Source organism: Pseudomonas sp. GW821-FHT04C07 (assembly GCF_059420325.1).
Genome location: NZ_JBWKTM010000001.1, coordinates 715,371 through 737,838, shown reverse-complemented (window position 1 = coordinate 737,838; position 22,468 = coordinate 715,371). Strand labels below are relative to the sequence as shown.

The window sequence follows — 22,468 nt, the reverse complement described above, 5'->3', positions numbered from 1 at the left end:
ACAAGCACAGAGCTTATGAGCAGTAGCACGATGGCCGGCAACGCCCAACTGGATACGTCGAACACCCCTGTGCGGCTGCGGGTCACGGGCGACTGGACGCTTGCCCATTACACCGATCTCAAGCGGCTGACCGATGATCTTCACGGCCAGTACGACGACACTACCCACATCGACCTTAATAACCTCGGCGCGCTCGACACCGCCGGAGCGTCGCTGCTGGTAGAACTGTTGGGCGCCGAGCGGCTTGGCAAATCCACCGAACATCCCGATTGCAGCCTGTCCTCCGCCGACCGCGCGCTGCTGCAAACCGTCTACTGCTCGCTGACCGACTTCTGTGTACCGGTCAAAGAACCTGAGGTGAGCGTCGGTATCCAACTGCTGACCCGAATCGGCCGCGCCGTCGACGCGGTCTGGCAGGACACCTTGCAACTGCTGGGCTTTATTGGTCTGATCCTCCAAACGCTGGTGCGCAACCTGTTGCGGCCCAAGCACTGGCGCATCACTCCGACGGTCGCGCACATCGAGCAGACCGGCCTCGACGCGGCGCCTATCGTTGCCTTGCTGACCTTTCTGGTGGGTGCGGTAGTGGCCTTTCTCGGTGCCACAGTGCTGGCCAGTTTTGGTGCAAGCGTCTTTACCGTGGACCTGGTCGCGTTCTCCTTCCTGCGGGAGTTCGGCGTGTTGCTCACCGCGATATTGATGGCCGGGCGAACAGCCAGTGCGTTCACCGCGCAAATCGGCTCAATGAAGGCCAACGAAGAGATCGACGCGATTCGTACACTCGGCCTCGATCCAGTCGAGCTGCTGGTACTGCCCCGCGTTCTGGCGCTGCTCGTGGCGCTGCCGATGCTGACCTTTCTGGCGATGCTCTCGGGCATTGTCGGCGGCGGAGTGGTCTGTGCGCTCTCGCTGGGTATTTCGCCGGCGATGTTTCTCTCACTGCTGCAATCTGATATCGGGATTCAGCACTTTCTGGTCGGGATGGTGAAAGCACCGATCTTCGCTTTCCTGATCGCAGCGATCGGCTGTCTGGAAGGTTTCAAGGTCAGTGGCAGTGCCGAATCAGTAGGCGCTCACACCACCTCCAGTGTGGTGCAGTCGATCTTTGTGGTGATTGTTCTCGACGCCGTGGCCGCGTTGTTCTTTATGGAGATGGGCTGGTGAGTCGTTTACCCCGTACGCCCGCCGAGGCGGTGATCGAGGTCCGTGGGCTGTGCAATCGCTTCGGCAGCCAGAGCGTGCATGAAAATCTCGACCTGGATTTGTACAAGGGCGAGATTCTCGCCGTGGTCGGCGGCTCCGGCAGTGGCAAGTCCGTGCTGTTGCGCAGCATCATTGGTCTACGTCGGCCCAGCGAAGGATCGGTGCGGGTGTTTGGCCAGGATTTGCCGAACCTCCCAGAACACGAGCGTTCGCGGGTGGAACGGCGCTTGGGTGTACTGTTTCAGAAGGGCGCGTTATTTTCCTCGCTGACGGTCACCGAAAACGTTGCGCTGCCGCTGATCGAGCACGCGGGTTTGAGCCGTCCCGACGCCGAACACCTGGCAGCGGTGAAACTCGCGCTGGCCGGTCTGCCGCTGTCGGCCGCGGAAAAATTCCCGTCCTCGCTGTCCGGCGGCATGATCAAGCGCGCGGCGCTGGCCCGGGCCTTGGCGCTGGATCCGGACATCCTGTTTCTCGATGAGCCGACTGCCGGTCTCGACCCGATTGGCGCCGCCGCCTTCGATCAGTTGATCCTGACCCTGCGCGATGCGTTGGGCCTGAGCGTGTTTCTGGTCACCCACGACCTCGACACGCTGTACACCATCACCGACCGGGTCGCGGTGCTGGCGCAAAAAAAAGTGCTGGTGGCGGACGCCATCGACAAAGTCGCCGAGACCGACGACGCCTGGATTCACGAATACTTCCATGGCCCTCGCGGCCGCGCGGCATTCCAAGCTGCTTCACAGCTCAACGAGGTATGACATGGAAACCCGAGCCCATCATGTATTAATCGGCCTGTTCACCGTGATTGTGGTGGTAGGCGCCTTGCTGTTCGGTCTGTGGCTGGCCAAATCCAGTGTCGACACCGAATTCAAGGATTACGAGATCGTCTTCAATGAGGCGGTCAGCGGCTTGTCCAAGGGCAGCCCGGTGCAGTACAGCGGAATCAAGGTTGGTGACGTGATCTCGCTGCGACTGGACCCGAAAGACCCGCGTCGGGTGCTGGCGCGAATCCGTCTGAGCGGCGAAACCCCGATCAAGGAAGACACTCAGGCCAAACTGGCCCTGACCGGGATCACCGGAACCTCAATCATCCAGCTCAGCGGTGGTACGCCGCAAAGCCCCGAACTCAGAGGGCACGACGGTAATCTGCCGGAGATCGTCGCCTCGCCGTCGCCGATTGCCCGGCTGCTGACCAATAGCGATGACCTGATTAGCAGCGTCAACTTGCTACTTAACAACGCCAACCAAATGATGTCGCCAGATAACGTTGAGCGCATCAGCAGCACTCTCGAGCATCTGGAGCAAACTACCGGAGCCATCGCCGATCAGCGTGGAGACATTCGCCAGACCATGCAGCAGCTTGTTTCTGTAGGAAAACAAGCCAGTGCCACCCTGGAACAAACCACCACACTGATGCGCAATGCCAACGGTTTGCTCAACGATCAGGGCAAGCAGATGTTCGGCAGTGCCAAACAGGCCATGCAGTCTCTGGAGCAGAGCAGCGCGACCATCAACAAACTGCTGACAGACAATCAGGACTCGCTCAACAACGGTATGCAGGGATTGAACGGGTTGGCCCCGGCCGTGCGTGAACTGCGCGAGACCCTGAATTCGCTACGAGCTATCTCCAACCGTCTGGAAGCCAACCCCAGTGGTTACCTGCTCGGCAGCGACAAGAACAAGGAGTTCACGCCATGAAGCTCGCCTGCCGTGTAGTCGGCCACCTCACACTGATCACCAGCTTCGCGCTGACCGGCGCCTGCTCGATCCTGCCCAAGTCGGAACCGGCCGATGTCTATCGGCTACCCACGGCGCAGAGCAGCACATCGACGCCTCGCGGCAGTGCGCTGCCATGGTCATTGCGCCTGGCCAAACCGCAAGCCAGCGAAACCTTGAACAGTCCGAAAATTGCCGTCGTGCCACAGGGCGATCTGATCAGCAGCTACAAGGCTTCACGCTGGAGCGACCCGGCGCCAATCCTGTTACGCAACCGTCTGCTCGACGCCTTTCAACATGACGGACGGGTGCAGTTGCTCAGTACCGACGACAGTAATCTGCAGGCTGATTTCGAGTTAGGCGGGGAATTGCAGGCGTTTCAGACCGAGTATCAGGGTGGCGCCGTGGAAGTGGTGGTTCGCCTGGATGCACGACTGGTGCGCGGCAATGATCAACGGATCATCGCCAGCCGCCGCTTTGAAGTGCGTCAACCGCTGAGCGATCCGAAAGTCCCGGCGGTGGTCGCAGGTTTCGGTCAGGCCAGCGACAAGCTGACTGGCCAGGTAATTAGCTGGGCAGTAGAGCAGGGGCAGAGACATGCTCTGGTTATCAAGAGCGGCACAAGCCCCTTGTAGCAGCCTTCGGCAGCTGCTGCGGGGGCATGTGTGCTTTCGCTTTCCGGCTCAGCCAAAGAACCAGTAACACACCCCGATTGCCGCCACTACACCGGCAAATTCAGCCAGCAGCGCGCAGCCCACGGCGTGGCGAGCACGCTGAATGTTGACGGCACCGAAGTACACTGCCAGCACATAGAAGGTGGTTTCCGTGCTGCCCTGAATGACGGCCGCCGCCCGTGCCGGGAAGCTGTCCACACCCTGAGTTTTCATGGTTTCGATCAGCATTGCCCGAGCGGCGCTGCCAGAGAAGGGTTTGACCATCGCCGTCGGCAACGCGTCGACGAATCGCGTGTCCCAGCCGGCCCATGCCACCAGGTGACGAATCCCGTCCAGACCAAAGTCCAGCGCCCCCGACGCCCGCAATACGCCTACCGCACAGAGCATCGCCACCAGATATGGCAGCAGGTTCTTGGCGACATCAAAGCCTTCCTTGGCGCCTTCGACGAACGCTTCGTAAACCTTGACCTTGCGCAGCGCGCCAATCACCAGGAACAGCATGATCAGCCCGAACATCGTCAGATTACCGAGAATCGACGAGAGGCTTGCCAGAGCTGTGGAGGAAAGCGTCGCCAGCAACGCCATGAAGCTGCCCAACACCAGCGCACCTGGAATCAGATAAGCCAGCACCACCGGGTCCCACAGCCGCAAGCGCTGCACGATTGCCACCGACAGCAAACCCGTCAGGGTCGAGGCGCTGGTGGCCAGCAAGATCGGCAGGAATACCAGTGTTGGATCGGCAGCGCCTTGCTGCGCGCGGTACATGAAGATCGTTACGGGCAGCAGGGTCAGCGATGAAGCGTTCAGCACCAGAAACAGAATCTGTGCGTTGCTCGCCGTGGTCGTGCTGGGGTTGAGCTCCTGCAAGGCGCGCATGGCCTTCAAGCCGATCGGCGTGGCCGCATTGTCCAGGCCCAGGCCATTGGCGGCGAAGTTCAGGGTGATCAAACCAATGGCCGGGTGGCCAGCGGGTACTTCCGGCATCAGGCGCAGAAACAGTGGACCCAGCACCTTGGCCAGCCAGTCGACGATCCCGGCCTTTTCGGCGATCCGCAGAAAGCCCAGCCAGAGGGTCAGGGTGCCAAACAGCAGAACCATTACATCCACCGACAACTTGGCCATGGCGAAGATACTTTCCACCATCGCCGCGAATATCCCGGCATTACCGCCAATCAGCCACTGCGCCAGTGCCGAAACGGCAGCCACGATGAAGAAGCCAAGCCATAGGCCGTTGAGCATCAGTTAAATCCCCCAAAAGATGCGGCGAATAATAGCGGTCAGATACCAGAAACAACAAACCCCGGTTTCCCGGGGTTTGTTGTAGGTGCGTGGCTCGAAGGAGCTTAGCTGTTGGAGACTTCACCCTTGGGCAACGGCTCTTTGCTGCGCCAGTGCGGCAGGGAGTTCCAGTAGCGCTCGCCCTTGGCGTCGTCGTACATGCCTTCCCAACGGGAGATGACCAATACAGCGAGGGCGTTGCCGATCACGTTCAGCGCAGTACGGGCCATATCCATGATGCGGTCGACACCCGCGATGAACGCCAGACCTTCCAATGGAATGCCGACACTGCCCAGGGTCGCCAGCAGCACCACGAAGGACACACCCGGCACACCGGCGATACCTTTGGAGGTAACCATCAGGGTCAGCACCAGCAGTAATTGCTGGCTGATGGACAGATCGATGCCGTACAGCTGCGCGATGAAGATCGCCGCGATGCTTTGATACAGGGTCGAACCGTCAAGGTTGAAGGAGTAGCCGGTCGGCACTACGAAGCTGCAAATGGCTTTCGGCGCGCCGTAGGCTTCCATCTTCTCGATCACTCGCGGCAGCACGGTTTCCGAGCTGGCAGTGGAGTAGGCGAGTACCAGCTCATCTTTGAAGATGCGCATCAGCTTGATCACCGAGAAGCCGAACAGACGAGCAACCAGGCCCAGTACCACGAAGGCGAAAAAGGCGATTGCCACGTAGACCAGGATCACCAGCTTGGCCAGCGGCAGCAGGGAAGCGAAACCGAAGTTGGCAACAGTCACCGCGATCAGTGCGAAAACGCCAATCGGGGCGTAGCTCATGATCATGTGGGTGACTTTGAACATGCTTTCCGACACGCCCTGGAACATCTTCACCAGCGGTTCGCGCAGATCCGATTGCAGGCTCGACAGACCGAGACCGAACAGTACGGAGAAGAAGATGATCGGCAGCATCTCGCCACGCGCCATGGCGGCAAAAATGTTCGATGGAATCAGGTTGAGGATGGTTTCGATGAACGCGTGTTGATGCTGAACCTCGGCTGCGGTCGCCTGGTACTTGGAGATATCCACAGTACCCAGGGTGCTCATGTCGATGCCCGAGCCTGGGTGAAACAGGTTGGCCAGCACCAACCCCACCAGAATGGCGATGGTGGTGACAATTTCAAAGTAAAGGATGGTCTTGAGACCGATGCGCCCGAGCTTCTTCGCATCACCCACGCCGGCAATACCGACGACCAGCGAGGAGATCACGATCGGAATCACGATCATTTTGATCAGCCGGATAAAGATATCGCCCGCCGGTTGCAGGACGTTGCTGATCCACCAGGCTTTTTCGGCACTGAAATGGTTGAGCAGCGCCCCAATTGCAATCCCCAAAACCAGACCGATGAGGATCTGCCAGGCGAGGCTAAGCTTTGCCTTCTTCATATCATTACCCTTTCTTATAAGTGGACTCGGGAAGATGCGCGAACTGGAACGCTCAAGTGCGGAAAAGTCTGTGCATCTGCCCCCGTAAAAAATCACCGCGAGCGAGCATTTACGGCTCTCTGGCTGGCGGAAAAAGGCGCAACTATTCCGATGCAAGAGAGGCGCGTCTAATGCTGTAAACGCCTACCCTATGCCGAATCGGCATGAGCTTTTTTGAACAAACCCATCGTCCCAACCGGTTCGAATACGACACTAAAGAAGTCATAAGCGCCATGAGACGGCCATTACAGGCGATATGCGGGATTTATTGGCGGCATGAATAACGACGAAATCCGGGAAATTTCCTACGCCTAGGAGCGAAAACAGAGCCCGAATAAAAGACGAGTTTCTCGATATACGGTCGCGATAAAGCACCGTAAACCGGTTGAGAAAAACGCAGAAAGGACATTTCAGGGGATAAGCGCATGAGGATCCAGCGGATCGCTCTAGAACAAGCCTTTGCGTGTTCAAGCGCGCCGCAGGTCCGCGAAATCCTCAACGACTCGTGAACTTGCGGCGCAGCTTTTCCTGACCCGGCCCTTACGGAGGCACCCCTTGTACCCCTAGGTCACTCCGATTCCACATCAATCAGAACGTCCCGACCCCTTGGTCATACGCCTGCCTTCATCGGGTGGCGCAAATAGAAAGAAGCCAGGGCCTCTTTCCAGAGCAGAACTCGGTGTCTTTAACAAAACGCTCGTATTCAACCTCGGTCGCGACGGCCAAAGAAGAAAGACGCAATAAACATCACCAGGAACACGACAAAGAGAATTTTGGCGATACCCGTGGCGGTGCCCGCGATTCCACCGAAGCCCAACACCGCAGCCACAATGGCAATGATCAAGAATGTGATTGCCCAGCTCAACATAACAATTCTCCTTACGCGTCTAATGGAGTGTTGCTTGTATCGCGATTCCTGGTGCAGCTTCCCCCACGCCGGTCTTATGCCTAAAACACCCAACGCTCCTGAGGAATGGATTCAACTACTGCCTGTGCCTGGTCAACACCCATCAGGTGCACTGGGGCAGAGTCAGCAAACTGGCCGCTGAGCGCGCTGAAATGCATTTGGTTTGTGTATTGAGGTGGCAAACGCAGCGCCATTTCCTGCTGGCTCTGACCCCAACGCTGAAACTGCTGACCACCAATGAGCATGACAAGCAGTGCCAAACTTGCAAACAGTCCTTGCTGTATATGCAGTAGTGAAATATGCATTTGGGCGAGACGTTGGCGATTCATCCTCAAGCTCCTCCCATACGGGTGGTCATTCGGAAGAAGGCGCCCTTCAATAGCGCCTTTGGCTATTCAAACTGTTGCAGCCTGCATGCCAGCTTTCATTTCACAATAAGTTAAACAAATCAGTAGGTTATAAACGTTACAAAAGTGCTTTCAAACGCATCTTGCACGATGACTCCCTATGGGTCGTGCGTAATGCACGATCCATAGGGAGGGAATTGAAAAGCCCTGGAGCCGGAAGATAGCGGTGGATGTCAGAAGGGAGGGTCAAGGAGCAATCAGGCTTCTACATAAAACCCTTATTAATCAGCACGTTATAAACAAATCAATAGGTCGCTAACCTGCATCTAGTGGAATCAATCAGAATCGACCATGCAACTTGCCCGATTTTTCCGGGACTAAATAAGATGACTCACTAATGGAGCGTGGGAAATGGAATCAGCCACGGAACATCAAGGCCGTATTCTTCTGGTAGATGATGAGTCCGCCATCCTGCGCACCTTCCGTTTCTGCCTGGAAGACGAAGGCTATACCGTAGCCACTGCCAACAGCGCAGCCCAAGCCGACGCCTTATTACAACGTCAGGTGTTTGACCTGTGTTTCCTCGACCTGCGGTTGGGTGAAGACAATGGCCTCGATGTGCTCGCGCAGATGCGCATTCAAGCACCGTGGATGCGTGTGGTGATCGTCACCGCCCACTCGGCGGTGGATACCGCAGTCGATGCGATCCAGGCCGGTGCCGCGGATTACCTGGTCAAGCCCTGCAGCCCGGACCAATTGCGCCTTGCCACTGCCAAGCAACTGGAAATGCGCCAGCTCTCGGCGCGCCTGGAAGCGCTCGAAGGGGAAATACGCAAATCCAGGGACGGCCTGGACTCTCACAGCCCGGCGATGAAAGTGGTACTGGAAACCGCACGCCAGGTCGCCGGTACCGATGCCAACATTCTGATTCTTGGCGAATCCGGCACCGGTAAAGGCGAGCTGTCCCAAGCCATTCATGGCTGGAGCAAACGCGCGAAGAAATCCTGCGTCACCATCAACTGTCCGTCGCTGAGCGCCGAGCTGATGGAAAGCGAGATGTTCGGCCACAGCCGCGGGGCTTTTACCGGGGCCAGCGAAAGCACCCTCGGACGGGTCAACCAGGCCGATGGCGGGACACTGTTCCTCGACGAAATTGGCGACTTCCCGCTGACCTTGCAACCCAAACTGTTGCGATTTATTCAGGACAAGGAATACGAACGCGTCGGCGACCCGGTGACCCGTCGCGCGGACGTGCGCATCCTCGCCGCGACCAACCTCAATCTCGAAGACATGGTCCGTGACGGACGTTTTCGTGAGGACCTTCTGTACCGGCTCAATGTCATCACCTTGCACCTGCCGCCGCTGCGTGAGCGCAGTGAAGACATTCTGACCCTGGCGGATCGCTTTCTGGCCCGCTTCGTCAAGGAATACGCGCGCCCGGCGCGCGGCTTCAGCGATGAAGCGCGCGAAGCACTGCTCAACTATCGCTGGCCGGGCAACATCCGCGAATTACGCAATGTGGTCGAGCGCGCGAGCATCATTTGCCCTCAGGAACGGGTAGAAATCAACCATCTGGGCATGGCCGAACAAGCGACCAGCAACGCTCCGCGGATTGGTGCGGCGTTAAGCCTGGACGAGTTGGAGAAAGCCCATATCGGCGCAGTGCTGGCCACTAGCGACACCCTTGATCAAGCCGCCAAAACCCTCGGCATCGATGCTTCGACGCTGTACCGAAAACGCAAACAGTACAACCTATGAGCGGCGCCCCATGAAGCTCGCGATGAAACTGCATACTCGGCTGTTTCTGAGTATCTCGGCGCTGATCACCGTCGCCCTGCTTGGGCTTCTGCTCGGGTTCATGGGCATCATACAGATGGCCAGTACCCAGGATTCGCTGATCCACAACGACTTCATCACCCTTGATCTGGGACTCAAACTGCGACAGACCCTGGACGACCAGTTGATCATCATGCTCAACGAAAAACCTGACCTGGCGGCGTTGGAGGCATCCAGGCAACATTACTTCGAGCTGCTCGATCAAGGCATCCAGCACGAGCAAAGCACCGGTGGCCAGCACACCGGCTTCAGCCAGGCCCGAGCTGACTACCTGAAATTTCTCGAAGCATTCGGCCACTCTCGGGATCTCTCGGGCAGCCTGACCGGCAGCCATAATCTGACCGAAAAATTCAATGTGCTGCGCAACGGCCTGATCACCGAACACAAACTGACACTGGATAGCATCAATGAAGCCCAGTACCAGACTCGCGAGCGCGCACTATTGATTTCAGGATTGCTCGGGCTGGTGGGATTGGCGGTCTTGATCATCGGTTTCATTACTGCCCACGGCATTGCCCGACGCTTCGGTGCCCCTATCGAGGCGCTGGCCAAGGCTGCGGACAATATCGGTCAAGGGAATTTCGACGTGACGCTGCCCATATCGGCGGTGGCGGAAATGAACCTGTTGACCCGCCGTTTCGGGATCATGGCCGAAGCCCTGCGTCAGCATCAGGCCACCAACGTCGATGAGTTACTCGCCGGCCAGCAACGCTTGCAAGCGGTACTCGACAGCATCGATGACGGCTTGCTGATGATCGACCGCCAGGGCCGTCTGGAACATCTCAACCCAGTAGCGCAACGGCAATTGGGCTGGGACAAAGATCGTCTGGGTCAGGGATTGGGCAGCGCCCTTGAACGCGCGGAGCTCGATGAGCAACTGCAACTGATCCTGCGTGGCGGCAGTCTGGAACGGGCGCCTGAGGACTTGAGTATCGAGGTTGATGGCGAATCGCGGCTGCTGACCTACAGCCTGACACCGGTCAGCCACAACACCCAAGGGCACATTCTTGGCGCGGTCATGGTGCTGCATGACGTCACCGAGCAGCGGGCCTTCGAACGGGTCCGAAGTGAATTCGTGTTACGTGCCTCACATGAGCTGCGCACACCGGTCACCGGTATGCACATGGCCTTTGGCTTACTTCAGGAACGCGTGCATTTTGCTGATGACTCTCGCGAAGCCGACCTGCTAAACACCGTCAACGAAGAAATGCAGCGTTTGATGCAGCTGATCAACGACCTGCTGAACTTCTCACGTTATCAGAACGGCCTGCAAAAGCTCACCCTTGTGCCCTGCGCCATCGATGAACTGCTCGAACACGCTCAAGCTCGCTTCGCAGAGCAAGCCCACGAGCAAGACATCGAGTTGTTGGTGGAGGTTCAAACACAGCTACCCAGGCTACAAGTCGACCACCCACAGCTGGAACGGGTGCTGGATAACCTGATTGCCAATGCGCTACGCCATACCGCGCGGCACGGCCAGGTCCGCTTACAAGCACGCCGACATGGTGAGCGAGTGATTATCAGCGTCGAGGACAACGGCGAAGGCATCGCTTACGGCCAACAGGGGCGGATTTTCGAACCCTTCGTTCAGGTCGGTCGCAAGAAGGGTGGCGCAGGCCTGGGCCTGGCGTTGTGCAAGGAAATCGTGCAATTGCACGGCGGGAGGATGGGCGTCTACTCACGGCCGGGGCAGGGCTCGCAGTTCTACATGGCGCTTCCTTTGTAGGCGCGCGGCGCACAATCAGGCTTCATCATCCAGTCGCCGCGCAGCCATCCGGCGACCGCGGGTGATCAACTCAATGAACTGCACAGCGCTCAGGGCATGGGCAAACAGCCAACCCTGCCCGTAATTCACACCCTCACTACTCAACAGCGAGGCCTGTGCTTCATATTCGATCCCTTCGGCAATCACCTTGAGTTGCAAGGCATGCGCCATGCGAATGATATGCGGCGCCACTCCGCTGCTGGCAGCATCGTGCCCCAAGGCATCGATAAAAGCTTTATCGATTTTCAAACAGTCCACAGGCAGGGTTTGCAGATACGCAAGGCTGCAATAGCCCGTGCCGAAATCATCGATCAGCACTTGATGCCCGGCATCGCGCAAGGCCTGCAGGTTGTCCCGCGCGACGACCACGTCGATCAGGCCACGCTCGGTAACCTCAAAGGCAATCTGTCGCGCTGCGACCCGATGCATGGTCAATAAACGGGCCATAACCTGCCCGATGCGCGGAACCATCACATCGCAGGCCGCCAGATTGACCGAGATGTAGAGATGCGGATTGGCGCGTAACAGCTGGCCTAACTGCTCAAGCAAACGCTGCAGCACGAAATCGGTGATCTGTCGGATTTGCCCGGTATTTTCCGCCATAGGGATAAACAGATCCGGGCTGGTCAATGTGCCGTCTGGCCGACGCCAACGCAGCAGTGCTTCGGCGCCGACACATTGACGACTGCTGAGCTCGAAAATCGGCTGGTACAAGACCTGCAACTCGTTACGACGCAGAGCGCCCTGTAACTCGCCACCCAATGACTGACGCTGGCGAGCCAACTGTAAGACCAGCCACCCGATAAAAATCGCTAATAGAAGACTTATCGGTAACAACCAGCGCCATGCCGTAGTCATTTCCACTTGCAAACTTGTACGCGGGGTCATGAGTACAAGCTGGTACTCCGGGTTGTTGGTCGGCATTCGGTAAATCAGTTGGTCTTGCGTGACCTGAAGGGCGTCACGGCTCACTGGAGGCCACGGCTGGATCGGTGGCCAGGGTTGAGCCGCGCCCAGTACCGGGATCGCTCTGGTGCCATGGTCGAGCACTACCAGCAAGCTGCTGCCCGGGTGCAGGTCGACCATATCGGTCAAATGACCTCGGGAGGTCGCCACACGAAAGTTGCCCCGTCCGAGCATCAATGCTGCACGGTTTTCATTAGGTTCTGTCGAGGTATTCAACCAGTAACTGTAGGTCGGCCCCTTGATGTCTGGAGGCCCCGGAGAAGAAAGGGTGTCCTGGCGCGGCCGGTTTGAGCAGGACTGAGTGGCATCGATATAAGCCGCTTCATAAACGAAGCGGTAACTGAAGCTGATCTTTTGCAATGTCGCGACCATTTCAGCATTGCATCCACGCAATGGTTGGGCTTCCAGCTCATCGAGACCTTCACGCAATTGGCCGAACAGTTGCTCAAGACGCTCAAGAAAACGCTCGCCCTGAGCATTCATCTGCTCGCTTTCGCGTTGTTGCACCTGATGCAGCGCCACGCCCAGACTGCCCAGCAGTAACAACGCCGCGCTGAGCACAGCCGCCAGCATCGCCAGAAACCACGGGCGATGAAACCAACTATGTAGCGTCTCGCCAGCGGCCGGCATCATTGAATATCCAAAGGATTACCAATGAGTTATAGCAACTGATTGAGAAGTCGCCCGGACCGTCGGGCGGCGTCATTATTTTGTCTGGTTCAAGACCTGCAGAATTGCTGCACTTTCCGCGTCTGGCATACCGTCGAAGCGTGACGGTCGATAATGCATCTGGAACGCCGCCAGTACATGACGGGTCGCGACATCCAGTTGGCCGGTTTGCGGCGTGGTATAGCCCAGACGAGCCAGCTCTTCCTGAAACCAGGTGATGCTCGGTAGTTCAGCCGCAAACAATGCTTGCTGGCGTGCCACGGCCTGAGCGTTCGGCCAGATCACCAGCCCCTCGTCAGCCAGACGCTTCCAGGGGAACAACGGGCCCGGGTCGAGTTTACGCAATGGAGCGATATCGCTATGCCCGATGATATGGCGCGGGTCGATGTTGTTGCGCTTGCTGATGTCCTTGAGCAGAACGATCAACGCCTGGACCTGACCCTCGGTATACGGATACCAGACGCGGCCAGTCGGTGTCTCGCGGTAGCCCGGATTGACGATTTCGATGCCGATGGAGCTGGAGTTCAACCAGGTCCGGCCTTGCCATTCACTTTCCCCGGCATGCCAGGCCCGCAGGTTTTCATCAACCAACTTATAGATAGTCGGCGGATTGTTGTCGCCAATCAGGTAATGACTGCTGACGTCGCCATGGGTCAACAGTGCCAGCGAGCGTTCCAGAGAAGCGTTGGTGTAATGCACCACCACGAACTGAACACGGTTATCGTAATTGACCGAAGGATGACGGGTGTCGAGTCGAGGCCCGCTGGCGCAGCCGGCCAACACAAGAAGCGACAGGACGAGAGAGTAAAATTTCATGGCAGTGTGCAGTACGCTGAAGACAGTAATGCAACAGTGTAACGTATTGCCCTCTGGATGGACCGGCAAAAGCCCGAGATTAAACAAAATGGAACAATCGGGATCAGCCCAGTTCCACCCTGTTACGCCCGGCATCTTTGGCGCGGTAAAGCGCCTGATCGGCTCTTTTAAGCACCATTTCGCTGCGCTCACCCGGTTTGAATGCCGTCATGCCCATGGAGACGGTTATCGTTACCCGCTCACCTTTGAAGTGAAACGGGCAAGCCTCAATGGCTGCCCGCAGCGTTTCGGCAAGTTTTGAACCCAACGGCAATGAGGTATTGGGAGCCAACAGGACAAATTCTTCACCACCAAATCGGGCGATGAAGTCCGAGCCGCGCATACGCTTGCGCAGGACGCCGGCAATGATTTTCAGAACCTTGTCACCAGCCAGATGGCCATAGTGATCGTTGATTCGCTTGAAGTGGTCCAGATCGAGCATTGCCAACAGAAGTGTGTTGCCATTCTGCTGCCATTGAGCAACTTCGTGATCCAGTCGCTCCCCCCAAGCAGCTCGGTTGGGCAGGCCGGTCAACGGATCAATCAGCGCCTTCTGCCGTTGCTCCTCAAGGTGCTCGCGATAGCCCTGAGCCTCTTGCTCCATGCTTGCCACGCGTTCGGCCAGCCCTTGCAGACGCCCGGCGACCTCTTGCTCACGCTGATCGCGTTGCTTGCGGTGCTGATCCATGGTGCCGAGCAAACCCTCAAGGTGGTTCTCCAACACATGCTTGAGGCTGTCCAGGTCTGCCGCATCTTGAACGCTGCTCTGCAAGCCATCGACCTGTTCGCGGATCTGGGTATCCATTTCTCGCGCAGCTGAACGGCTGTCCGCATGACCGTCGCTGGCCGCCTGCAGATTGCTTTGAAATGACTCGAGCCGCTCGTTGAGCTGCTTGAGGTAAACCTCAAACTCATGTTGTCCACTGTTGGTGATCGCCAGCATCAAGACGGCCAAATCGTCGAGGATTGGTAGCAGTTCGTACCAGTTCAGACCGTTTTGCAGTCGATCACGCATGGCCTCGGCTTGCGGTCGGTGGCGCTCGGGCAGGGACAAGTCGTCGAGCAGACCCAGCAGCGTGTCTTCTATGTGCCTGGCCACCGAGCTGTAAGAAGGCTCTGGTGAATCAGGCAAGGCGTAGTGGACATCCTGCTCAGGCTGCTCTGGATCAAAGGCCACCGACGCCTGCGCCGTAGCTGACGGCGAAGGCAGGCTGTCGAGGAGGTCAGGTGTTTCGTGTCTGGTTTCCGAGGGCACAGGGGATATCAGTTCGTCAGGATTGATATCAACCTGAGCGAGTGAGTCTTCGGGGCTGGCAGTCAGAGTCGGTTGCGGTGCAGCGACGAGTTCTTCGACTCCTGACAGTTGAGGAGCCCTCAGCCCTTCTGACTCCAGCACTGGAGGGATAAAAGCCTGCACTTCGCTGTGTGGTTTTTTATCAGTCAGCTCTGGATTCGAAACCGACTCGACCACTGAAACCACGGATACCGGCATTTCTACGGCCGGCAACGGCACTTCCTGCGTGATCGCCACAACGCTTGGAGCGACAGGAACAGGCTGGAAATAGTCACGAACAGGCTCAAGCGTCGTCTCGACGGCCTGCATCTGAATCTGTTCAGCGGGATTCGAACCTGGTAACGCCACCAAGCAAGCATTAGCCTGCGGCACAACGTCCGCGGTTTCCCGCCCACCGAACAGACGTTGCAACAAGCCGGGACGATTCGGCTCTTCAGGGTTCTCCAGCAAGCTCAGCGCCCGGCCTTGCAAGCCGCTCAGCTCACCAAGCAGCAAGGGGATTTCACGGGCCTGGCTGACACGCCCATCCAGTTGCCGGGCAAAGTTCTTGAGCGGCCGACTCACTTCTCGAGGCAGCGGCAAGGCTTGTAATTGAGTGACCAGAGCAGTCAGCGCTGCTCCCATTTGATCAACGCGCGTTTCCCGGCGCTGCTCGGAATCGAGCACGGCTTTTTCCAGGCGTGGCAGCAACGCTGCCAAAGCCGCGTCCATATCGTCCGTGCGAATAGCCTCACGCATTTCCTTCATACACTGGTCAACGGCCCGGTCAGTGCCCTCCGCCGCCAGCGTGCTGCGAACCAACCCTCGGCGAAGCAAATCAAGGCGGGCATCCCATCGGCGCTCGAGCTTCTCTTGCTGCTCGATGCTCTTGAGGTACTTTTCTTTCCAGCGCTGCGCTTCGTCGCTCATTCAAGGGATCCGCGAGGGACAAGACTCAATGCGGGCAATGCGTCAGCCGTAAGCGAACCCGGCAGCCGAATCTCTACCGCGACCGGCAAGTGATCGGAAATGGGTTGAGCCAGCACCTCGACCCGTTCAAGGGTCAGGCTCGGGCTGAGCAGAATGTGATCGAGGCATCGTTGCGGGCGCCAACTGGGAAACGTCGCCTCAAGCTGTGGCGCGAGCAGACCCAGATCGCGCAATGGGGAACTTTGCAGCAAGTCGCCGGCATGGGTATTCATATCACCCATCAGCACCTGGTGTTTGTACCCAGCAATCAATTCGCGAATATAGGCCAGCTGTCGGGTTCGGGTACGGGCACCCAGCGCCAGATGCATCATCACCACCACCAACGCTTCCGGTCCCTCGCCGAAGCGCACCAGAATCGCACCACGGCCCTTCGGACCCGGCAATGGATGATCTTCGATAACCCACGGACGCAAGCGGCTGAGCACACCATTGCTGTGCTGCCCCAAGCGACCGAGATTGCGATTGAGCTGTTGATACCAGTAAGGAAAGGCGCCGAGTTGGGCCAGGTGCTCGACCTGGTTGACGTAGCCCGACCGCAGGCTGCCGCCATCGGCTTCCTGCAAGGCGACCAGATCGAAATCGCCCAGCAGATTGCCGATCTTTTGCAGATTGTCTGCTCGCCCGGTGTGCGGCAACAGATGCTGCCAGCCACGGGTCAGATAATGCCGATAACGCTCGGTGCTGATACCAACCTGAATATTGAAACTGAGCAAACGCAGACGACTGTCTGCGGGCAAGCCCGTCGACTCCAGATGATGCGCGTTGACCTGCGGGTCATGCAGGCCAACGACACGCTCAGTACCCCAGCGGCGCATGGTGGGCGCCGCTTACTTAGCGGCGCGCTCCTTGGAGATTAACTGGTCAGCCACGCTCAAGGCGCCTTCAGGGCCACCGGCAGTGCCGAGGTCGAAGCGGTACTTGCCGTTGACGACCATGGTCGGTACACCGGAGATCTGATAGGCCTGAGCCTTCTTCTTGGCATCTTCAACCTTGCCTTTAACGGCGAAGGAATTGTAGGTGCTCAGGAATTTATCCTTGTCGACGCCTTCGGTCGCCAGGAACTCGGCCATTTCTTCTGGAGTCGCGAGTTTCTTGCCACCGTGGATCGCGTCGAAGACCGCTTTGTGAACCTTGTGCTCCACGCCCATGGCTTCCAGGGTAATGAACAACTGGCCGTGAACGTTCCAGATACCGCCGAACATGGCCGGAATACGTACGAAGTTCACATCGGCAGGGAGCTTTTCAACCCAGGGATTGATGGTTGGCTCGAACGCGTAGCAATGCGGGCAGCCGTACCAGAACAGCTCCACTACTTCGATCTTGCCAGGTATGGCAACCGGAACGGCGCTGCTCAATTCGACATATTGTTTACCAGCTTCAAGCGGCTCGGCAGCTTGGGCGGTTATGCCAAACAGACTGGCTGTGACGAATGCGGCGCTGAGAATCAGATTACGCATGCTTTACTCCTGGACAAATAAGGTCGCCTCATGCGACCTGCACTCAGACAGGCCCAGTCGGGCTTGATTTCTAGTGTAACGGCAGCAGCCACAAAAAAGGGCGGCCAAAGCCACCCTTTTTATGCTTGCATCAATGGATTAATAGAGCGTTAACATTGCAAAAGATGTAAGTCATGCACAACGTCAATTGATCCACCCTTAGTGCAGGCCTTGAATATAGCTGGACACTGCTTCGATGTCCTTGTTGCTCAATTTGGACGCGATGCTTTGCATGATCTTCGTGTCACCGTCGTTGGTACGGTTACCTTCACGGAAATCGGTCAGTTGCTTGGCGATGTATTGAGCGTGCTGGCCACCCAGGTGCGGGAAAGCAGCAGCGGTGTTGCCTGCACCGTTAGGCGAGTGGCAACCGGTGCACGAAGGCATGCCCTGGTCCAGCTTGCCGCCACGGAACAACTCTTCACCGCGAGCCACGACTTTCGGGTCTGCTGCGCCAACGCTGCCCTTCTGGCTGGCGAAGTAGGCCGAGAGATCAGCCAGATCCTGATCGCTCAGGTTGGTCAGCAGGCCGGTCATTTCCAGGACGGTGCGCTTGCCGGACTTGATGTCGTGCAATTGCTTGTTCAGGTAGCGTTCGCCCTGACCCGCCAGTTTTGGAAAGTTGGGCGCCATGCTATTGCCATCCGGGCCATGACAGGCGCCACATACTGCGGCTTTCGCCTGACCAGCAGTCGCATCGCCTGCAGCATGGGCAATGCCGGAGATCCCCAGGGTCAACAGCAGACTCACGATCAATTTGTTCATCAGCTAATCCAACTACGGCTAAGGGTTAAAGAGTTATGGACCGGGATCACTCGCTCATCCAGTGGATGATTGCCTGGTAATCCTCGGCACTGCAGTCCATGCACAAACCACGCGGCGGCATCGCCTTGAAACCCTGGGTCACGTGTTGCACCAGCGTCCCCATACCTTGCGCCAATCTTGGCTTCCAGGCTTCCAGATCACCCTTTACAGGCGCCGTTGGCAGTTGGCCGGAATGACAGGCTCCACAAACACGGTTGTACACAGCTTCCGGATCCTGTGTAGCCTGCGCACTGTAAAGCGGCATCAAGACACCGGCAGCTAGCAGCCATTTCGTCATAAAACGACCTTTCAGGGTTGAGAGCGAGCTGCGTTCTAGTGCGCAATTTCGGTCAATCGCTCCCGTGAACTTCATCCTACGCCGGGACAAAGCGCACACAAAATCTGCGGCATTATATACTGGCGTTACTGAAACGGAAACGACACTGCTCGCCGCGTCCATTCTCGGCACCGCCCACATCGGAAATCCCATGCAACTCAAGAACCCCATTCTCGGTCTGTGCCAACAGTCCACCTTCATGCTCAGCGCGGCCAAAGTTGACCAATGTCCCGACGACGAAGGCTTTGAAGTGGCCTTCGCGGGGCGTTCCAACGCCGGCAAGTCCAGCGCTCTGAACACCCTGACTCACGCCAGCCTGGCCCGAACCTCGAAGACTCCGGGTCGCACACAGCTGCTGAACTTCTTCAAGCTAGACGATGATCGCCGTTTGGTCGACCTGCCAGGTTACGGCTATGCCAAAGTGCCAATCCCGCTGAAACTTCACTGGCAGCGCCACCTGGAAGCGTATCTGGGCGGTCGCCAGAGTTTGAAAGGTTTGATTTTGATGATGGACATCCGTCATCCAATGACTGACTTCGACCTGCTGATGCTCGATTGGGCCGTAGCCAGTGGCATGCCGATGCACATCCTGCTGACCAAGGCCGACAAACTGACCTACGGTGCAGCGAAAAACACCTTGCTCAAAGTGCAGGCGGACATCCGCAAAGGCTGGGGCGATACCATCACCATCCAGCTGTTCTCCGCACCGAAACGCCTTGGTCTGGAAGAGGCCTACACTGTACTGGCGGGCTGGATGGAACTGGCCGATAAAGGCGCAGAGGCTACGGAATAAGGAATTTCAGGCAAAAAAAACCCCGGACTTCGTATGGGGAGGAGAAGTTCGGGGTTCAAATTCCGGACCGCTAGGGCGGGGTCCAGATATCTGCCAACACTTAACACAACATAGGAGCATCGAAGGGCTTCACCAGCCATTCAGTAACTCTGAGTGGCGGTGCGCGGATTTAGTTCCGGACAGGTTCAAAAACTATTGGTAATAACCGGCCCGGTTTTCCGAACTAATAGCCCTTAGCCAGCCTTTGCCGCGGCACGATGCCGCAGCAAAAGGCATCCTCAAGACGGGTTAATGAGCCTCGTCCCAGTTATTTCCGACACCTACTTCGACCAAAAGCGGCACATCGAGCGACGCAGCACCACTCATATGGACGCGAATTTCATCGCGAACCCGGTCCACCAGGTCCTCGCGAACTTCAAGCACCAGTTCGTCGTGTACCTGCAGGATGACTTTGGCGTCCAGACCTGAAGACGTCAGCCAGTTATCCACCGCGACCATGGCTTTCTTGATGATGTCAGCCGCCGTACCCTGCATAGGCGCGTTGATTGCCGTACGCTCGGCGCCTTTGCGCAAGGCCGGGTTTTTTGCGTTGATGTCAGGCAGGTAGAGGCGACGACCGAAGATGGTTTCAACGAAACCTTGCTCTGCAGCCTGGGCGCGAGTGCGCTCCATGTACTCAAGCACGCCCGGGTAACGAGCAAAATAGCGGTCGATATAGGCTTGTGATTGCTTGCGGTCGACACCGATCTGCTTGGCCAGGCCGAACGCGCTCATGCCGTAAATCAGACCGAAGTTGATGGCCTTGGCACTGCGGCGCTGATCGGTGGTGACCTCTGCCAGCTCAACGCCGAACACCTCGGCAGCGGTCGCCTTGTGCACGTCCAGATTGTGACGGAAGGCGTACAACAAACCTTCATCCTTGGCCAGGTGCGCCATGATCCGCAGTTCGATTTGCGAATAGTCGGCCGCTAGCAGTTTGTAGCCCTCAGGCGCGACAAATGCCTGACGAATCCGCCGACCTTCAGCAGTACGGATCGGAATGTTCTGCAGGTTCGGATCGCTGGAAGACAAACGCCCGGTCGCCGCCACCGCTTGATGGTAGGAGGTGTGAATCCGCCCGGTACGCGGGTTGATCTGCTCAGGCAAGCGGTCGGTGTAGGTGCTTTTCAACTTGCTCATGGAGCGGTACTGCATCAGCACCTTGGGCAGCGGGAAGTCCTGCTCGGCCAGTTCCGCCAGCACAGCTTCGGCCGTCGAGGCCTGGCCTTTGGCAGTTTTGCTGAGAATCGGTAAGCCGAGTTTCTCATACAGAATCACGCCCAATTGCTTGGGCGAACCGAGGTTGAATTCTTCACCGGCAATGGCAAAGGCTTCGCGTTCAAGAGCGACCAGCTTGTCGCCCAGTTCGACACTCTGAATACCTAGCAGATTGGCATCGACCAACGCCCCCTGACGTTCGATCCGCGCCAGGACTGGTACCAGCGGCATCTCGATTTCGCTCAGCACGTGACAAAGACTCGGGATGGCCGTGAGTTTTTCCTGCAGGGCCTGATGCAAACGCAAGGTCACGTCCGCGTCTTCGGCCGCATAGGGTCCGGCCAGCTCCAGAGAAATCTGGTCGAAGGTCAGTTGCTTGGCGCCTTTGCCAGCGATGTCCTGGAAGCTGGTGGTGGTGTAGTCCAGGTACTTGAGCGCCAGGCTGTCCATGTCGTGGCGGGTCGCCGTCGAATCCAGTACATAGGATTCAAGCATGGTATCGAAGGCAATGCCTTGCACCGAAATGCCACAGGCTTGATCACCACCGATGGCGCAGTTGGCCAGAATGTTCATGTCGAACTTGGCGTGCTGGCCGACCTTGAGTTTGCTCGGGTCTTCCAGTAACGGTTTCAAGGCTCGCAGGACGGTGTCGCGATCCAGTTGCTCGGGCACCCCCATATAAGAGTGAGTGAGCGGGATGTAGGCCGCTTCATTGGCTTGTACGGCGAAAGACAGGCCCACCAGTTGCGCTTGCTGCGCGTCGACACCGGTGGTTTCGGTATCAAAGGCAATCAAGCTGGCGTTGTTAAGCTTTTTCAGCCAGACATCGAATCGCGCCTGGTCGAGGATGGTTTCGTACTTTACCTCAGCGTCGACTGCGACCTCCTCCACAGCTTCGACGATTTCCTGCCCCGTGCGCTTGGCCTCGCGCTGCAATTCTTCGAACCAGCTTTTGAATTCGAGCAAGGTGTAGAGCTCGGCGAGCTTTTCGCGATCAGGCTCACCCAGATGCAGGTCGTCGAGCCCGATATCCAGCGGCACGTCGACCTTGATGGTCGCCAGTTGATAGGAGAGGAAGGCCATCTCCTTGTGCTCTTCAAGCTTGGCCGGCAGGGTCTTGGCACCGCGAATCGGCAGGGTCGGCACGATATCGAGTTGCGCGTACAACTCGACCAGACCGCCATTTACGCCCACCAACAAACCGGAAGCGGTCTTTGGCCCAATGCCCGGAACACCGGGGATGTTGTCGGACGAATCGCCCATCAGCGCCAGATAATCGATGATCTGTTCGGGAGCGACGCCAAACTTCTCTTTCACGCCAGCCACATCCATCGCGCTACCGGTCATTGTATTGACCAAGGTAATGTGCCCGTCGACCAGTTGTGCCATGTCCTTGTCGCCCGTGGAGATCACCACCGGGCGGTCGGCTGCTGCGCTGCTACGGGCCAGCGTGCCGATCACATCGTCGGCCTCTACGCCTTCTACGCACAGCAACGGAAAGCCCAATGCGATCACACTCGCATGCAACGGCTCGATCTGTACCCGCATGTCATCGGGCATGCTCGGACGGTTGGCCTTGTACTCGGCGTACATGTCATCGCGAAATGTCCCGCCCTTGGCGTCGAAAACCACCGCGAACGGGCTGTCAGGGTACTGCTTGCGCAGACTCTTGAGCATGTTCAGTACACCCTTGACCGCGCCGGTCGGCAGGCCTTTGGATGTGGTCAGCGGTGGCAGCGCATGAAAGGCGCGGTACAGGTAAGAAGAACCGTCCACCAGGACGAGGGGGGCTTGGCTCATGAGCAGGATCAACCTTTTCGGCGGGTCCGGCGCTAGAATAGCGGGACCGTTGACGACAAAGGG

19 protein-coding genes are annotated in these 22,468 nt (G+C 57.8%); 7 read left to right on the top strand and 12 right to left on the bottom strand.

From position 1 onward, the window contains the following. Positions 1-15 precede the first annotated feature (15 nt). The 4 genes from AC07UI_RS03490 to AC07UI_RS03475 are packed head-to-tail and all read left to right on the top strand — an operon-like array spanning position 16 to position 3,557. Complete coding sequence (locus AC07UI_RS03490; protein WP_494991152.1) at positions 16-1,164, top strand: ABC transporter permease; 1,149 nt, start codon at positions 16-18, stop codon at positions 1,162-1,164. Beyond that, entirely contained in the window at positions 1,161-1,964 is an 804-nt protein-coding gene (locus AC07UI_RS03485; RefSeq protein WP_494991151.1) for an ABC transporter ATP-binding protein, read from the top strand. The genes AC07UI_RS03490 and AC07UI_RS03485 overlap by 4 nt, the downstream gene beginning before the upstream one ends. A gap of 1 nt (position 1,965) precedes the next feature. After that, positions 1,966-2,904, top strand: coding sequence for an MlaD family protein (locus tag AC07UI_RS03480; protein WP_494991150.1), 939 nt, complete (start codon positions 1,966-1,968; stop codon positions 2,902-2,904). Further along, positions 2,901-3,557, top strand: a complete 657-nt coding sequence (locus AC07UI_RS03475; protein ID WP_494991149.1) for an ABC-type transport auxiliary lipoprotein family protein — start codon at positions 2,901-2,903, stop codon at positions 3,555-3,557. Before AC07UI_RS03480 ends, AC07UI_RS03475 begins: the two co-directional genes overlap by 4 nt. A 48-nt stretch (positions 3,558-3,605) precedes the next feature. Here AC07UI_RS03475 and AC07UI_RS03470 read toward each other — a convergent pair whose 3' ends face one another. The 4 genes from AC07UI_RS03470 to AC07UI_RS03455 all read right to left on the bottom strand — a co-directional run bounded on the left by AC07UI_RS03470 (position 3,606) and on the right by AC07UI_RS03455 (position 7,546). After that, on the bottom strand, positions 3,606-4,835 hold the full coding sequence (locus tag AC07UI_RS03470) for a nucleoside recognition domain-containing protein (RefSeq protein ID WP_494991148.1): 1,230 nt from the start codon (positions 4,833-4,835) through the stop codon (positions 3,606-3,608). A gap of 104 nt (positions 4,836-4,939) precedes the next feature. Further along, positions 4,940-6,271, bottom strand: coding sequence for a glutamate/aspartate:proton symporter GltP (gene gltP / locus AC07UI_RS03465; protein ID WP_494991147.1), 1,332 nt, complete (start codon positions 6,269-6,271; stop codon positions 4,940-4,942). 742 nt (positions 6,272-7,013) lie between these two features. Further along, on the bottom strand, positions 7,014-7,178 hold the full coding sequence (locus AC07UI_RS03460; protein ID WP_494991146.1) for a DUF1328 domain-containing protein: 165 nt from the start codon (positions 7,176-7,178) through the stop codon (positions 7,014-7,016). 80 nt (positions 7,179-7,258) lie between these two features. Continuing rightward, positions 7,259-7,546 (bottom strand): hypothetical protein, encoded by a 288-nt coding sequence (locus tag AC07UI_RS03455; protein WP_494991145.1) that lies wholly within the window; start codon positions 7,544-7,546, stop codon positions 7,259-7,261. Positions 7,547-7,975: 429 nt separating this feature from the next. On the opposite strand from AC07UI_RS03455, the gene algB reads away from it, so the two are divergent. Together algB and AC07UI_RS03445 are read left to right on the top strand one after the other, a co-directional pair. Next, on the top strand, positions 7,976-9,322 hold the full coding sequence (algB, locus tag AC07UI_RS03450; protein WP_494991144.1) for a sigma-54-dependent response regulator transcription factor AlgB: 1,347 nt from the start codon (positions 7,976-7,978) through the stop codon (positions 9,320-9,322). Positions 9,323-9,332: 10 nt separating this feature from the next. Further along, entirely contained in the window at positions 9,333-11,126 is a 1,794-nt protein-coding gene (locus AC07UI_RS03445; protein ID WP_494991143.1) for an ATP-binding protein, read from the top strand. A gap of 15 nt (positions 11,127-11,141) precedes the next feature. On the opposite strand, the gene AC07UI_RS03440 is transcribed toward AC07UI_RS03445, so the two are convergent. The 7 genes from AC07UI_RS03440 to AC07UI_RS03410 all read right to left on the bottom strand — a co-directional run bounded on the left by AC07UI_RS03440 (position 11,142) and on the right by AC07UI_RS03410 (position 18,516). Further along, entirely contained in the window at positions 11,142-12,761 is a 1,620-nt protein-coding gene (locus AC07UI_RS03440; protein ID WP_494991183.1) for an EAL domain-containing protein, read from the bottom strand. 75 nt (positions 12,762-12,836) lie between these two features. Then, a complete protein-coding gene (locus AC07UI_RS03435; RefSeq protein ID WP_494991142.1) occupies positions 12,837-13,616 on the bottom strand; it encodes an N-acetylmuramoyl-L-alanine amidase in 780 nt (259 codons plus the stop codon). Positions 13,617-13,719: 103 nt separating this feature from the next. After that, entirely contained in the window at positions 13,720-15,858 is a 2,139-nt protein-coding gene (locus tag AC07UI_RS03430; protein WP_494991141.1) for a GGDEF domain-containing protein, read from the bottom strand. Next, complete coding sequence (locus tag AC07UI_RS03425) at positions 15,855-16,733, bottom strand: endonuclease/exonuclease/phosphatase family protein (protein WP_494991140.1); 879 nt, start codon at positions 16,731-16,733, stop codon at positions 15,855-15,857. The genes AC07UI_RS03430 and AC07UI_RS03425 overlap by 4 nt, the downstream gene beginning before the upstream one ends. Before the next feature lie 12 nt (positions 16,734-16,745). Continuing rightward, positions 16,746-17,375 carry a thiol:disulfide interchange protein DsbA/DsbL gene (locus AC07UI_RS03420; protein ID WP_494991139.1) on the bottom strand — a complete coding sequence of 210 codons (630 nt, stop codon included), beginning with the start codon at positions 17,373-17,375 and terminating at the stop codon, positions 16,746-16,748. A gap of 198 nt (positions 17,376-17,573) precedes the next feature. Continuing rightward, positions 17,574-18,179 carry a c-type cytochrome gene (locus tag AC07UI_RS03415; protein ID WP_494991138.1) on the bottom strand — a complete coding sequence of 202 codons (606 nt, stop codon included), beginning with the start codon at positions 18,177-18,179 and terminating at the stop codon, positions 17,574-17,576. Positions 18,180-18,225: 46 nt separating this feature from the next. Further along, positions 18,226-18,516 (bottom strand): c-type cytochrome, encoded by a 291-nt coding sequence (locus tag AC07UI_RS03410; protein WP_494991137.1) that lies wholly within the window; start codon positions 18,514-18,516, stop codon positions 18,226-18,228. 190 nt (positions 18,517-18,706) lie between these two features. On the opposite strand from AC07UI_RS03410, the gene yihA reads away from it, so the two are divergent. Further along, positions 18,707-19,348: a ribosome biogenesis GTP-binding protein YihA/YsxC gene (gene yihA / locus AC07UI_RS03405; protein ID WP_494991136.1), complete on the top strand. Its 642-nt coding sequence runs from the start codon at positions 18,707-18,709 to the stop codon at positions 19,346-19,348. Positions 19,349-19,636: 288 nt separating this feature from the next. On the opposite strand, the gene polA is transcribed toward yihA, so the two are convergent. Further along, the gene (polA, locus tag AC07UI_RS03400; RefSeq protein WP_494991135.1) at positions 19,637-22,405 is read right to left on the bottom strand and encodes a DNA polymerase I; all 2,769 of its coding nucleotides are present in this window, start codon (positions 22,403-22,405) and stop codon (positions 19,637-19,639) included. Between the last annotated feature and the right edge of the window lie 63 nt (positions 22,406-22,468).